14 protein-coding genes and 2 pseudogenes are annotated in these 13,392 nt (G+C 51.3%); 13 read left to right on the top strand and 3 right to left on the bottom strand.

All coding sequences use genetic code 11. The features are described 5' to 3' along the window. The first annotated feature begins 4 nt into the window (after window positions 1–4). The 8 genes from CXB77_RS10345 to pgl all read left to right on the top strand — a co-directional run bounded on the left by CXB77_RS10345 (window position 5) and on the right by pgl (window position 7,220). The gene (locus CXB77_RS10345; protein WP_242445624.1) at window positions 5–409 is read left to right on the top strand and encodes a hypothetical protein; all 405 of its coding nucleotides are present in this window, start codon (window positions 5–7) and stop codon (window positions 407–409) included. 19 nt (window positions 410–428) lie between these two features. After that, window positions 429–1,127, top strand: a complete 699-nt coding sequence (locus tag CXB77_RS10340) for an HAD family hydrolase (RefSeq protein WP_105073821.1) — start codon at window positions 429–431, stop codon at window positions 1,125–1,127. A gap of 121 nt (window positions 1,128–1,248) precedes the next feature. Then, window positions 1,249–2,646 carry an SUMF1/EgtB/PvdO family nonheme iron enzyme gene (locus tag CXB77_RS10335; RefSeq protein ID WP_105073820.1) on the top strand — a complete coding sequence of 466 codons (1,398 nt, stop codon included), beginning with the start codon at window positions 1,249–1,251 and terminating at the stop codon, window positions 2,644–2,646. A 109-nt stretch (window positions 2,647–2,755) separates the two neighbouring features. Beyond that, window positions 2,756–2,992: a YdcH family protein gene (locus CXB77_RS10330; protein WP_105073819.1), complete on the top strand. Its 237-nt coding sequence runs from the start codon at window positions 2,756–2,758 to the stop codon at window positions 2,990–2,992. Between the two features lie 13 nt (window positions 2,993–3,005). Continuing rightward, window positions 3,006–3,644, top strand: a complete 639-nt coding sequence (locus CXB77_RS10325; RefSeq protein ID WP_105073818.1) for an MBL fold metallo-hydrolase — start codon at window positions 3,006–3,008, stop codon at window positions 3,642–3,644. Then, window positions 3,580–4,401, top strand: coding sequence for a hypothetical protein (locus tag CXB77_RS21850; protein ID WP_242445623.1), 822 nt, complete (start codon window positions 3,580–3,582; stop codon window positions 4,399–4,401). The genes CXB77_RS10325 and CXB77_RS21850 overlap by 65 nt, the downstream gene beginning before the upstream one ends. Beyond that, on the top strand, window positions 4,311–6,509 hold the full coding sequence (locus tag CXB77_RS23820) for a DUF349 domain-containing protein (RefSeq protein ID WP_431520722.1): 2,199 nt from the start codon (window positions 4,311–4,313) through the stop codon (window positions 6,507–6,509). The genes CXB77_RS21850 and CXB77_RS23820 overlap by 91 nt, the downstream gene beginning before the upstream one ends. A gap of 15 nt (window positions 6,510–6,524) precedes the next feature. After that, entirely contained in the window at window positions 6,525–7,220 is a 696-nt protein-coding gene (gene pgl, locus CXB77_RS10315) for a 6-phosphogluconolactonase (protein WP_105073817.1), read from the top strand. Window positions 7,221–7,227: 7 nt separating this feature from the next. Here the strand turns inward: pgl and CXB77_RS23815 are convergent, their stop codons facing one another. Further along, a complete protein-coding gene (locus CXB77_RS23815; protein WP_347338101.1) occupies window positions 7,228–8,004 on the bottom strand; it encodes an oligosaccharide flippase family protein in 777 nt (258 codons plus the stop codon). Between the two features lie 40 nt (window positions 8,005–8,044). Beyond that, window positions 8,045–8,713, bottom strand: coding sequence for a lipopolysaccharide biosynthesis protein (locus tag CXB77_RS23810; protein ID WP_347338100.1), 669 nt, complete (start codon window positions 8,711–8,713; stop codon window positions 8,045–8,047). A gap of 60 nt (window positions 8,714–8,773) precedes the next feature. Between CXB77_RS23810 and CXB77_RS21835 the strand changes: the two are divergent. From CXB77_RS21835 to CXB77_RS24625, 5 genes and pseudogenes are all read left to right on the top strand, one after another. After that, window positions 8,774–9,479, top strand: a pseudogene (locus tag CXB77_RS21835) (cysteine protease StiP domain-containing protein); the annotation flags it as partial. A gap of 162 nt (window positions 9,480–9,641) precedes the next feature. Continuing rightward, complete coding sequence (locus CXB77_RS21830; protein ID WP_242445664.1) at window positions 9,642–9,872, top strand: RNA-binding protein; 231 nt, start codon at window positions 9,642–9,644, stop codon at window positions 9,870–9,872. Then, window positions 9,866–10,726 (top strand): HpcH/HpaI aldolase/citrate lyase family protein, encoded by an 861-nt coding sequence (locus tag CXB77_RS10300; protein ID WP_105073816.1) that lies wholly within the window; start codon window positions 9,866–9,868, stop codon window positions 10,724–10,726. The genes CXB77_RS21830 and CXB77_RS10300 overlap by 7 nt, the downstream gene beginning before the upstream one ends. Before the next feature lie 132 nt (window positions 10,727–10,858). Then, complete coding sequence (locus CXB77_RS23090; RefSeq protein ID WP_172452598.1) at window positions 10,859–11,608, top strand: tRNA 2-thiouridine(34) synthase MnmA; 750 nt, start codon at window positions 10,859–10,861, stop codon at window positions 11,606–11,608. Window positions 11,609–11,659: 51 nt separating this feature from the next. Next, window positions 11,660–11,848 carry an aminomethyltransferase beta-barrel domain-containing protein gene (locus tag CXB77_RS24625; RefSeq protein ID WP_146108792.1) on the top strand — a complete coding sequence of 63 codons (189 nt, stop codon included), beginning with the start codon at window positions 11,660–11,662 and terminating at the stop codon, window positions 11,846–11,848. Between the two features lie 7 nt (window positions 11,849–11,855). On the opposite strand, the pseudogene zwf reads toward CXB77_RS24625, so the two are convergent. After that, a pseudogene (gene zwf, locus CXB77_RS10290) lies at window positions 11,856–13,329 on the bottom strand (glucose-6-phosphate dehydrogenase). Window positions 13,330–13,392: the final 63 nt, after the last annotated feature.

Below are 13,392 nucleotides of genomic sequence, written 5' to 3'. Positions count from 1 at the left end.
TCAGATGCGAATACAACACCTCAGGTTATTGCTCATTGGCGCGGCAGTGCATTCGACAACATTGGCGCAAATGACCAATACAGCACATTGCCAACTATTCGTCACCGCAGTTGAAGCAGCAACGGCAGTCGATGCTTATCATGCTCGCTGTCGAGGCGATGGTTCTGGGCGACGCATGGATAATCTCAATAAATTACTGGTGAGTACCCAGCGCATCACCGTATTAACTGTTGAAGATGAGTGTTTTCCTGAACAGAATTACCGCCGCGCTCAACAGCGTATGGAACAAGATGTCACCATTCAACTTGAACAAATTGGTGGTTGTGCAGCAGCAAAAGCAGCAGGAATGGTTGATCAATTCACTGCGCGTTATAATGCGGCACTCGCGGCAATTCGAGCAATTCCTTAATTTAAATGGCACACTAATCATGTATAGCAATGATCGGTTAATGATTTTAGATGCAGATGGCACCACAATTAACGCTTTTGATGCCATTGCCGAAACCTTTTCACGGTTGGGCATGGAGTTGGGTGATTTAGAGAGCTTTCAAAAACGTCGGCACTTATTCAAATATCTTGGCGGAGTAAAAGCATTTCCTAAAAATATCAGTCGGCAAATCAGCAAACGTAAACGCAACGCACTGATTAGCACACTGACCGAAGTCTATCGTGAAGAAAGCCAATTGTTTCCTGGAATTGCATCGCTGATTCAAACACTGATTGCCACTCCAAAACTGCGTGTTGGTATTGTCACCCGTAATATCACCATTCAACCCGAAGAAACGCTGCATGTTCTATTTAATCGTCACGGCGTTGACACCACAGCACTGGATTTTTTAGTGCATATTCCGCTGCATCAAGAAAAGACTGCGCAATTTAAAACCATTCGAGAACACTTCAATATCAATCCAGCAAAAAGCTATGCTTGCGGCGATGAACGCAAAGATTTTCATGCTGCGATTAACGCCGGAATGCACCCGTTTATGGTGTCTTATGGATTTGAAGATCATCAACATCTCACGCAAAAAGCAGGTATTCCTGAAGAGCTGATTTCGCGTACTCCTGCTGAACTCTGTCAGCGCGTTATTCATGCGTTCGATCTTGATTTTCCATTTTTCATTAAATAATCTCTCGCTCGTGAAACCATCAATCACAACGCTGCCCCAACCGCTACAAAATGAATGAAAACACGTCACACTTCGAGCTGAAGCGCCAGTGCTTGATCAAGATGTTTAACGACAATTTAATATGACAACACCTATAACATTGCCAAACACCGATAGCGATTCTGAACTCATCGCGCTGCGCCAAACGCTTCAAAAAATGCGTCAAGAAGCCGAGCAGGAAGTGCTGCGATTGAATCAACAAATCGCCGAACGCTCGCGTCAAACTAATACCGCTGTCATGTCGGTTACGGCGCAATTGGCGATGCAGCAAGAAATGACAATTTTAAATCAAGCACTCGAAACGAAAGAATCGGCGCTTGAGCACATTACTGAAGAATGTCGGCGTTTAGAAGATGCGCTAGAAGATCAAAACATTGCGCTCGATGGATTGCAGCAGGAAATTGAACGTAAAGAACGTGCACTTATTCAAGCGCGAGAAGAAATGGCGCAAATGCGTCGGGAACTAGAGAATCGCCAGCCGTCTAATGTAAGTCTACGATTTTCTGTATTAAAACAATCCCCACATTGGCAGCGCATTCAATTATTGATCATTGTTGTTCCATTATTGGTTGCAGCCATTTGGTTAATTTGGTGGTCGCGGGAATCATTTACCGCTGCGTGGCAACATGGACAAAATAAGTTCAGTGCGTTGTTGACTGCTGCGCCAGTGATCGTGCCCGCGCCAGAAATTGCATCGGTGGAAACGCCAACGGAGGAAATTGCGCCAGTCAACACGCCAGCGCCCCAACAACCGCCGAGGACGCTGCGGGACCGTTTGGCGGGCGGTGGGTTTGCGCCGACGCTTGCAATGCTGGCGGGCGGAGTGTTGGAAATGGGCACGAATCGGTTGACAGGTGAAGATTTTAATCCAGCGCATCAGGTTGAAATTGCACCGTTTTTAATTGGCGTGCACGAAGTGACCTATCAGGATTACGACCGTTTTGCGCAGGCGACGGGGCAGCCGTTACCCGACGATTTCGGCTGGGGACGCGGGGCGCGTCCGGTGGTTGGCGTCAGTTGGCAAGAGGCGAATGCTTACACTGCGTGGCTGTCAGATAAAACCGGTCACAGTTATCGGCTGCCGAGCGAGGCAGAATGGGAATTTGCAGCACGAGGTGGCGCAACCAGTTCATTTTGGTGGGGATTTGCAGCGGAACCAGGTCGCGCTCTCTGCTTTGATTGCGGGACTTCATGGGATAACCGTTCAACTGCGCCGGTCGGCAGTTTTGCGCCTAATCCGTTTGGGTTATACGATACTGCGGGCAATGCAATGGAGTGGGTTGCTGATTGCTATCATCCGAATTATCAGGGCGCACCGAATAACGGACGCGCTTGGATCACTGGTGATTGCACAGCGCGAGTAGCGCGAGGTGGCGCATTCAATAAACCGGCAGCATCCATGCGCGTTTATGTTCGTGCCCGTTTTACTCCGCTGGCCAAACTCAACATGCTGGGTTTTCGCGTCGTTCGACAGCCATAAAGTACCGGCGTTTGTACGCGCTATGCGGCAACTTTTTCCGCACCTTTTAATCATCAAGTCACTCACACTTCAATGTTGCAGTGACTTACCACTCCCAAGGAGACTTTCCATGCTCGGTGAAATGCACGATTTGCGTCATGAATTCCCGAATCTCGAAGAAAAAATCATTGTGCTGCGCACTGAAAATGCTGAGTTTGCGCGACTAATGGATGAATACGATGCGTTGGATGCGCATGTGCGCGATCTCGAAGAACTCGGCACACCAGTTGCCGATGAAACGATTGAAGAATTGAAAAAGCAGCGGCTGCATCTTAAAGACATGCTGTATCAATTGTTACGGACTTAAATGCTGCATCACCGTGAATTATCACATCCTGCCCGTCACCGCTTTTCAGCAGAACTGCACCCTGTTTTGGTGTGAGCGCACTCGCCGGGCAGCGATCATTGATCCCGGCGGCGAGCCAGCGCAGCTTCTCGCGCTGATTGCCGAACTGAAATTGCAACCCGAACACATTTTGCTCACGCATGGTCATCTCGATCATGTTGGCGCGAGTGTGGCGTTGGCGACTGCGCTGGCGCTGCCGATCACGGGTCCGCACCACGACGATGCTTTTCTCCTCGAAACGCTACCGATGCAAAGCCAAATGTTCGGCTTTTCGCCAGTCGCTGCCTTTGCGCCAGCACGTTGGCTGAATCACGGTGATACGCTCACCTTTGGTGACGTACAGCTTGAGGTGCTGCATTGTCCGGGGCACACGCCCGGACATGTCGTATTCGTCAACACGCAGTCGCAGTTGGCACAAGTCGGTGATGTGCTATTTCGTGGAGCGATTGGACGCACCGATTTACCACGCGGAAATCATCGACAATTACTTGATTCTATTCGGCATTTTTTATTGCCGCTTGGCGACGATTTCCGTTTTATTCCCGGACATGGCGCCATGTCCACCATCGGCCACGAGCGCCGGACTAACCCATTTCTCGCCAGTAAACCCTGATTGGAGGCGACATGTTATTTGCGCGATTCCTGACCAAACGACTGAAGACCGCAAGCGACACTCCGCCCCCACTTCCGTTCCCTCGCAGGACGACCTCGCTATCCAAGCCCGTCATCCCAGCGATACGGCACAACGCGGCGCAGCAGTCGCACAACTGCTTGATTTATCACTGCTTCAGCAGCTTGCCAACGATGACACTGCGCCTGAAGTGCGCGAAGCTGCGGCAACCCGTTATCAGCAATTGTTGTGTGCCAGCGCCAGCGCCGAGCTTTCACTTGCCGCACAGCAAGTCGCACTTGCTGCCAGCGATGACGCACAACTCATTGAATTGGTAGCGATTAACGCGCAGGAGCCAACATTACGCCGTGCCGCACTGGAGCGCGTCACCACGCCCGCAGTGCTGGCGGAATGCGCCGTGAATGATGCTGTGGCGGGACATCGCAGTTTCGCGGTGGAACGCTTGCACGATCGCGCAGCGTTGGAGCTGGTGGCACGGCAAATTGGTAAAAAAGATAAGCATATTCATCGCGTTGCTCGTGACAAGCTGCGTCACCTTGCCGAGCAGGAAGCGCGACCGGCGCAGATTCGAGCGCAAGGTGAAGAATTATGCGCGAAGGTTGCGCGTCTGGTCGTCCCGGCAATGCGCAGCAAGATCGGGCGCTGTTGGTGCATTTGGAACGGCAATGGGCTGCGCTGGCAGATGAAGCGCCAGCAGATTTATCCGCCCAATTTCAGGCAGAACGGGAACGATTTTTAGCCATTGCTGCGGAGCAAAATCGCAGCGCCGAGCGCGAGCTTGCTGCTCAGGACACGCTTGACGCAGCACACAGTGAACGGCAAATGTTGCTGGATGCGCTCGCCATCGCAGCGACGCTGACTGATGAAACGGCTATCTGCGCCGAGCGTGAGCGAATTCATGCCGCATGGATCGCGCTTCCGCCAGTGGATGCGCAGCATCGCAACGTGGCGGTGCAATATCAAAATCTGCTGCAAGCGGTTGATGTCGCTCACAATGCGCTGGTGGAACAACGTAAAAATACCGAGCGTTTGCAGCGGACGCTGGCGCAGGTGCAGCGACTGCTCGATGACACCAAATTGATGGAGCATCGACGCGCTCGCACTTTGATTGAACAGGGGCGCTCGCTCGCCGTTGCGCAACCGAATGTGGCGCTGGCGCAGGAGTTCGCAGCCATTGCCGAGCGTTTGGAAATGCGCCTGAATCATCAACGCAAACATGCCGAACAGCGGCTACAGCAATTACCCGAGCGACTCGCGGAATTGGAAGTGCGGCTGGCTGCCGGTGAGTTGAAAAAAGCCGATCCGCTGTACCAAAGCCTGCAAGCCGCATTGGATTTAATTCACGCCAGCGAATTACCGAAACAGGCGACTGCCGATATTGCGCAGCGGCTGCGTCATCTCGCACCGCAGTTGCGCGAGTTGCAGCACTGGCGACGCTGGGGCGCAGATCAACATCGTGAAGGGTTGTGCGCCGAGATGGATGCCTTGATTCATAAGGATTTACCGTTGGCAGCACTGGCAGAACAACTGCACGCGCTGCAAATGGATTGGAAACAGTTGGATCAATCCGGTTCGCCAGCGAATCAAACTTTGTGGGAACAATTTCACGCTGCATCCGAATTGGTGTTTGCGCGGTGTCGTCCGTTTATGGAAGCGCAGGCAGCAGAACGCGAGGCAAATCGGCGAGCGCGGGAACAGGTGTGCCAGCAGCTTGAGGAATTTCTCAAGCAGGTGGATTGGGCGCGAGTGGAATGGAAAAAAATTCTCCGTGCTGAACGTGATACGCGCCAAATGTGGGCAACGATTGGCGTGACTGAAGGACGACATCGCAAAGTGCTGGAGCGGCGCTTTCATCAGTCAATGCGCCAGCTTGATCGGCGTTTAGATGCCGAACGCAAGGTGAATCAAGCGTTTAAGCAGGAATTGATTGAGCGAGTGCGGGCGCTGGCAGAAGTGACGGATTTGGACGCAGCGATTGAGCAGACCAAAACGTTGCAGCGCGAATGGCACACCACTGTTCCCACGCATCAAAAAATTGAGAATCGGCTGTGGCAAAACTTCCGCACTGCCTGCGATGCAGTGTTTGAACGTCGCGCCGCACTCACTCAGGCGCATAGCAACGCGCTGCGTGATCATCTTGCCGTCCGCGAAACGATCTGTGCCGAGGCGCAGGCGCTGATTGCTGCGACTGACATTGATCCGCAGCAGCTTGCCGCGCAACTGTCTGCATTGGAAGAACGCTGGCGTGTTGCGCAACATGCGCCGGTTCCGCGTCAAGCTGCCGGAGCAATCACGCAGCAATGGCATGACTGCCATGAAACACTGGCGCAACGCATTCACGCAGCGGCAGCGCAGCAGCGACAAGCGGCGTTGGCGTTGCTGCAACAACAAGCTGCGTTATGTGAACAGCTTGAACACAGCGTACTCGGCGTGGCTGCCGAACCGATCACGCCAGAAGTTGCCCGTCAACGTTGGCAAGCGTTGCAGTCCACTGAGCACGCCGCGCATCCAGCAGTGGTGGCGCGGTTTGAACAGGCACTGACCGCTGCGGCACAACCGGAACAGGTGGACGCATTGCGGAGTCGTTACGCCGCCAACGCTGCGCTGCGCCAGCGGTTGTGTGTGCAATTGGAAATTATCGCGGGCATTGAATCGCCGCCGGAATTCGCGCAGCAACGGCTGGAGTTTCAAGTAGCGCGGCTGGCCGAGCGGATGGTTGCTGGTGAAGATGATCCGCTGCAAGGCGCAACGCAGTTGCTGCACGAATGGTATCGCTGCGGTCCAGCGCCGGTGGATGCGGCATTGGCAGCGCGTTTTACGCGGGTTTATCAAATACTTGCTGGTTGAAAAACCTGCGCCATCATGTGTTCACTGCGCCTCTGTAATCATCAATACGCCGATGCAGCACAAGTTGCCGCTGCTGCTGCGCGGCACATTGCCGAAGTTGCACAACAGGCGATTGCAGCGCGGGGGCGATTTCAGTTGGTGCTGGCGGGCGGCACGACGCCGCTGGCGGTTTATGCCCAGCTCGTCGCCATGCCCGACATTGAGTGGGCGCGATGGCATCTGTTTTGTGGTGATGAACGCAGCGGGGCAGCGGATGATCCGGCGCGTAACAGCTTGGCAATTGAGCAGATTGTGCTGGCGCAGCAACCGAGCGCAGCGGCGCAGTGGTATCCGATCCGCACTGAAATTGGCATTGAAACAGCGGCAACGGAATATGCCGCGCTGATTCGTTCTCGGCTGCCATTTGATCTGGTGCTGCTCGGCATGGGCGAGGACGGGCACACCGCCAGTTTGTTTCCACAGCAACCGCTTCCGTCCGGTTTGGTGATTCCGGTGTATCAAGCGCCGAAACCGCCAGCAACGCGGGTGTCGCTCACGCCAGCGGCGCTCGTCGCCACACATAACTTATTGATTATCATCACTGGTGCGAGCAAAGCAGAGGCGCTGGCGCGTTGGCAACAGGGCGCAGATTTACCGATCAGCCGCGTTGCTGCGCTGCATCAACAGGTGACAGTATTTTGTGATCATGCAGCAGCATCGGCGCTGAATTGATAACGAATTAACGTTGCCGTGATTGGCGCAATAACGGCACACCATCCACTACAACGACAGTGAATAAAAACAGCGTTAATAAGCCAGTGGCGGTGAATAACGATGACCAATGAAGCACTTGAATTAACCATTGATTGGCAAGATAAAGTGCCACCGCAAAAACCACATAACCAATGACGCGCCATAGCTGATAAGGCACTGGATAATAATGACGACCGAGTAAATAAGACAGTATCACCATTGCGCCGTAGCACATTAAATGCGCCCAAGCTGCACCCTGATAGCCATAAATTGGAACCCACCATAACAGCAGTATCACGGTAATTACTGCACCCATCAATGACACGCCAGCACCCAATAAAGTGCGATCAGTCAATTTATACCAAATCGAAAGATTGACGTAAATGCCAAGCAATAGGCTGGCTAATAACAGCACGGGAACCACGTTCATTCCTTCTCGATAATCTGCGCCAACGAAGTATTGAAAGACATCAATATACAGCGTCACTAGCAGAAATAAAAACACGCAGCAAATTACAAACCAATTGAGCACCAGTGCATAGATTTGGCGAGCGTCTTGCTGTTTAGCGTAATTAAAGAAAAACGGCTCGGCAGCATAACGAAACGCTTGAATAAATAGCGCCATTAAAATAGACAGTTTATAACAGGCACTGTAAATTCCGAGTTGCGCCATATTGGTTGCATCGTCAAATGGCAATAGATATTTCAATGCTGCGCGGTCGAGCATTTCGTTAATGATGCCAGCAAACCCAATCACCACCATCGGCAAGGAATAGCGCAGTATCCGTCGAAATAATACGAGATCAAAGCTGCCTAAAAAATGCAATCCGAAATTGTGGCGTTAATAGCACCAATTTGAGTAAACTGGCGGCAAGGTTGGCAATAAATACATAACCAACACCAATGCTCGGATTCCATAATGCGCCAAATAACGAATCAGGATCAGTCTCAAATGCGCCGCGACATAGACTAATGAAAAATACGGTTAACCCGACATTAACGCCGATTTCGATCAATTTAATGGTGGCGAATTGCGCGGCGTGGTTTTCAGCGCGAAGCCGTGCAAACGCAATTGCGCCAATAGAATCGAGCGCCAAAATTGCGGCGCTCCACCAAACGTAATTAGCATGATCGGCGTGGCGCAATAGGTCAGCCAGTGGTTCGCGCTGCAAATAAATCAACAGTAAAAACAAACCATTTACTATAATCAATACACGCAGTACGGTATTGTAAACGCTGTCCGCTGACCATTCACCGCCAGCGCGGAAGCGGAAATAACCAGTTTCTAATCCGAACATCAGCACGACGGCGAGAAAGCCCATGTAGGCATAAAACTCAGCGATGACGCCGTATTCGGCTGGCGCGAAGCTATAGGTCAAAAGCGGAACAAGGAGGTAATTGAGGAAGCGTCCAAAGACACTGCTGACACCGTAAATGGCGGTTTGTGAAGCGAGTTTTTTTAATGGGTTCAAAGTGATGTCCGTTAATGCTTTTGAAATACTGTTAATGTGATGTAAAAAGGATTAAACTACATGTCAATCCCAGTGTTTTCAGGAAGTTATCGCGCTGAAGAAGTGCGAATTTTACTGACGCCGCTGGCGTTAGAAATGGTTGATGTTATTGAAAAAGAGCGTCTGATTCAAAGTGGACAGCGTCATTACAGTACATTGCTGAGTCGGGAAAATCTGCCTTCTCCGCGCTATTGGAGATTTTTAATCACACTTTGGCGTTGACGCGGCAACGGTTAGCACGGCAAATGCTTGATTTAGCAGCAATTATCACTGCGCAACGTCCAACTGGATCGCTCACGCTGGTGTCGCTTGCTCGCGCCGGAACACCGATTGGCGTGTTGTTATGGCATGTTTTAACAACACATTTTGCCCGTGAGGTGCGCATTATTCGGTATCAATTCTGCGCGACCGAGGTATTGATTGCAATGCGCTACAGTTCATTATACACGATCAATTGCGCGATCCAGCGAGCGTTGTTTTCATTGACGGTTGGACGGGAAAAGGTGCAATTGCGCATACGCTTAAACAATCCATTACACAATTTAATCAAACACATCGCATTGCACTTGATCCACGTCTATTCGTACTAACTGATTTGGCTGGTGTAGGCGTAGCGCCGACTGATGAAGATGTGTTAATTCCTTCAAGTATTTTGAATGCGACCATTTCTGGTTTAATCAGTCGTTCTGTCTGCCCAGCACAATGCGCTGCAACTCATTTTCATAGCTGCGCATTTTACCGCGAATTTGCCGATAATGATCTTTCAGTATGGTTTATTGATGTGTTACGAGCAGAAATTGCTTCCTGTCTTAATCATGGCTATTTACCCTGCGCAACGCCGGTTGCTTCTGATCCGGCGCGTAACCGTTCACAACAGTTATTAAAAGTAATGAAAAAGCGGTTTGGTGTGCGCGATGAAAATCTTATTAAACCTGGTATTGGTGAAGCAACGCGGGTACTATTGCGGCGAATACCTGAACGATTGATCGTGCGCGACCCTACCGTCCCAGATGTAGCACATTTATTGCAACTGGCGCAGGAAAAACAGATTCACTATGACACTGATTCTGCTTTACCTTACCACGCGGTTTCACTCATTAAGAGCCTCTCTTTATGTTAAATGCGTATCGTCTTGGCGCTTCTCTTTACGTTCCTGCAACGCATCACGATGTGCTCAATATCGCGAATGGCACACGGTGGCCAGAATTGCGTTCAGTGATTTTTTGCACTGAAGATGCTGTATTAGAAACTGCGCTTGAAGCTGCAATTAAAAATCTCCGTCATGCTTTAGCGCACATGACTACAAATTGCGCAATGCTGCGTTTTGTGCGGGTACGCAATCCTGATATTTTGACGCAGCTATTGGCGCTACCTGGTATTGAAAAAATTGATGGTTTTGTGTTTCCAAAGTTCGATTTAAGCAACGTTGATGCGTATATGAATTTGCTTCATGATTCGCCGTATTTATGTATGCCTACATTGGAAACACGTGATGTATTTGAGACCAGTAAACTCAATTCATTACGTGATCATCTGCTCGGCTCTGGTTATCAACAACGGATTTTGGCGCTGCGAATTGGTGGCAATGATTTGTTATCTCTTCTCGGAATTCGCCGTCCGACAGATCGCACCATTTACTGTACGCCATTAGGTCATACGATTGCGCAAATCGTCACTGTATTTAAGCCCTTTGGTTTTCAAATTACTGCGCCAGTGTTTGAGCATTTGAATTGCCCAGAGATTTTGGAAGCAGAATTGAGTGAAGACCTTGCGCATGGACTCTGTGGAAAAACGGCAATTCACCCCGATCAAATACCAATTATTGAAAAAGGTTTTCGTGTCACCTCAACAGATTTAGAAGCTGCGCAGCGCATTTTGCTTGATCAGCGAGCAGTATTTCAATTCAACGGCTCAATGTGCGAATTAGCGACCCATCGTGTATGGGCGCAGCGTATCATTGAACGCAGCAGATAATTAGGATCAATTGATGTACACAGGATCACCGCAGTCACCACAACGTATTATTATTGGTCTTTCCGGTGGCGTTGATTCCGCGTTGCTGCGCATCTTTTAATTGAACAGGGTTATCAGGTTGAAGCTCTGTTTATGAAGAATTGGGAAGAAGATGATCGTGTGGGTTATTGCGCTGCTGCCGCTGATCTTGCTGATGCGCAGGCAGTGGCGCAGCAATTAGGAATACGGTTACACACAGTTAACTTTGCTACTGAATACTGGGATCGGGTTTTCGCTGAATTCTTGAGTGAATACCAAGCATTGCGCACACCAAACCCTGATGTATTGTGTAATCGAGAAATTAAATTTGCGGCTTTTCTTGATTACGCGCTTGATTTAGGTGCTGATGCGATTGCGACTGGTCATTACGCTCGGATTACCCAAGATGCGCAGGGTTTTCATTTGCGTTTATGCGCTGATGCGGAAAAAGATCAAACGTATTTTTTGCATTTGCTCAATCAAGCGCAGCTTGCACAAGCGCGATTTCCATTACATGCACACACGAAACCGCAAATTCGCGCTATTGCGCAGCAATTGGGATTGCCAAATGCAATAAAAAAGACAGCACGGGCATTTGTTTTATTGGTGAGCGGCGTTTTCGGGATTTTCTCGCGCATTATTTGCCGCATTCGCCGGGACCAATTGAAACGGCTGAAGGTATTCATCTCGGCGAACATCAGGGCTTGGCGTATTACACGCTCGGACAACGGCAAGGTTTGGGCATCGGCGGTGTCGCTCATGCGCGAGAAGCGGCGTGGTATGTCGCCGCTAAGGATCAAAACGCAACACCTTGATTTTAGTGCAAGATCATCAACATCCGTTGCTAATGACGAGCGGACTTGACGCGCTGCGCCGCATTGGTCGCGGCAGTGCGCCAGCCGCGTTTCCTTTTTCATGTCGGGCGCGCTGCGGCATCGTCAGCCGTTGCAGCATTGCGACATTCTCAGCGCCGATGACAACGGTTGTCAGGTGCGTTTTGCGACACCGCAGCGGGCGGTAACGCCGGGGCAATCGGTGGTGTTTTACCGCGACGACGACTGTCTCGGCGGCGCGGTGATTGAGCGAGGTTGGCGCAATCATTAACGCACTTTCAACCATCTAAACTGTTGCGCCAATCTTGATCATCACGATCAAACAGACGATTGGCTTCCGTTGGTCCCCAGCTTCCTGCCGGATAAGTCGGAATAAAATCGCGCTCCGTCGCCCACAATTTCAGCACTGGATCAATGACTTGCCATGCCCAGTTCACTTCGTCGGTGCGCAGAAAATGGCTGTGGTCGCCAGCAATCACGTCGAGCAGCAGCGCGGCGTAAGCGTCGATGTGTTCCGGTGGCAGAGTGCAACTGCTGGCGTCGAGCCGCTCGGTCTGGGTGCGCAGTTCCAACCCCGGCTGTTTCACTTGAATTTCCAAGCGCATACATTCGTTGGGCTGAAGATTGAGCAGCAGCCAATTCGGTTTCAAACGTTCAATCGTGGTGAATTGAAAAGTTGCTGCGGCGGATGCTTAAACCGAATCGCAATGAGCGAACCGCTGTGTTTCAAGCGTTTGCCGGTGCGCAGATAAAACGGCACGCCGCGCCAGCGCCAATTGTCAATGTAGAGTTTGAGCGCAGCGTAAGTTTCCGTCGTGCTGTTGGCGCAACGCCTGATTCATCCCGATAACTGGCGCAGCGCGTCGTGCCGAGTTGCCCAGCGGCGTATTGGGCGCGATAGGCTTGGGCATGAACGCCTCGCGGGAAATCGGACGAATGGAACGCAACACCTTCACTTTTTCATCGCGTAACGCTTCTGCATCCAAATTCGGCGGCGGTTCCATCGCCACCAACGTCAGCATTTGCAGCAGATGACTTTGAATCATGTCGCGCAGCGCCCCAACGCCGTCATAAAACCCCGCCCGCGCTTCAATGCCCTGCGCTTCGGCATGAGAAATCTGCACATGGTCGATGTAGTTGCGATTCCACAGCGGCTCCAGCACAGATTGGCGAAACGAAACACGAGAATTTTTGCACCGTGCTTTTGCCGAGATAGTGGTCGATGCGATAAAGCTGCTCTTCGTGAAAATGGCGGCGCAGCGCGAGATCAAGAATCGTGGCGCTTTCCACATCAAAGCCAAACGGCTTTTCCACCACCAGCCGCGACCAGTTGCCATCTTCACGATTGAGTTCAGTTGCCGCGAGATGCGCGGCAATTTGTGCGTAATCACGCGGCGCGACTGCAAGATAAATCAGCAGCGATTCCGGCCAACCTTCCGCACTGCGCAAACGCTCGGCAAAATGTTGATAACCCTCAATGTGTTCTAAATCACCTTCCACAAAATGGAGCCGCGCCAGCAACCGCGCCAGCACGGATTCACTCAATTTCGCAGCGGGAAGATTCGCCACCAGCAGCGGGCGCACCTGTTCCCGCCAGTCGTCATCCGCCCACGAGCGCCGCCCAAATCCGACGATGCGGGTTGCGGAATGCAGTTGGCTAGCTGCCTCCAATTGATACAACGCTGGCAGCAATTTGTGGGTCACTAAATGACCGGTTGCGCCGAAAATCAGCAACGTGCAAGGGCTGTGCATGGTCGTGTGCCTCGATTTAAGCGAAATGTGCTAACGTGAAGTCTATAGAAGTGACGCACTTGA

This window comes from Chromatium okenii, from assembly GCF_002958735.1.
Classification (GTDB): Bacteria; Pseudomonadota; Gammaproteobacteria; order Chromatiales; family Chromatiaceae; genus Chromatium; species Chromatium okenii_A.
This window is presented reverse-complemented; position numbering and strand designations above follow the sequence as displayed.

What these genes read in the sequence shown, in the direction of transcription:
- CXB77_RS10345 (WP_242445624.1), top strand. Translation starts at nt 5, where the DNA reads ATGCGAATACAACACCTCAGGTTATTGCTCATTGGCGCGGCAGTGCAT.
- CXB77_RS10340 (WP_105073821.1), top strand. Translation starts at nt 429, where the DNA reads ATGTATAGCAATGATCGGTTAATGATTTTAGATGCAGATGGCACCACA.
- CXB77_RS10335 (WP_105073820.1), top strand. Translation starts at nt 1,249, where the DNA reads ATGACAACACCTATAACATTGCCAAACACCGATAGCGATTCTGAACTC.
- CXB77_RS10330 (WP_105073819.1), top strand. Translation starts at nt 2,756, where the DNA reads ATGCTCGGTGAAATGCACGATTTGCGTCATGAATTCCCGAATCTCGAA.
- CXB77_RS21850 (WP_242445623.1), top strand. Translation starts at nt 3,580, where the DNA reads ATGGCGCCATGTCCACCATCGGCCACGAGCGCCGGACTAACCCATTTC.
- pgl (WP_105073817.1), top strand. Translation starts at nt 6,525, where the DNA reads ATGTGTTCACTGCGCCTCTGTAATCATCAATACGCCGATGCAGCACAA.
- CXB77_RS23815 (WP_347338101.1), bottom strand. Translation starts at nt 8,004, where the DNA reads ATGGTGGTGATTGGGTTTGCTGGCATCATTAACGAAATGCTCGACCGC.
- CXB77_RS21830 (WP_242445664.1), top strand. Translation starts at nt 9,642, where the DNA reads ATGAAAAAGCGGTTTGGTGTGCGCGATGAAAATCTTATTAAACCTGGT.
- CXB77_RS10300 (WP_105073816.1), top strand. Translation starts at nt 9,866, where the DNA reads ATGTTAAATGCGTATCGTCTTGGCGCTTCTCTTTACGTTCCTGCAACG.
- CXB77_RS23090 (WP_172452598.1), top strand. Translation starts at nt 10,859, where the DNA reads ATGAAGAATTGGGAAGAAGATGATCGTGTGGGTTATTGCGCTGCTGCC.
- CXB77_RS24625 (WP_146108792.1), top strand. Translation starts at nt 11,660, where the DNA reads ATGTCGGGCGCGCTGCGGCATCGTCAGCCGTTGCAGCATTGCGACATT.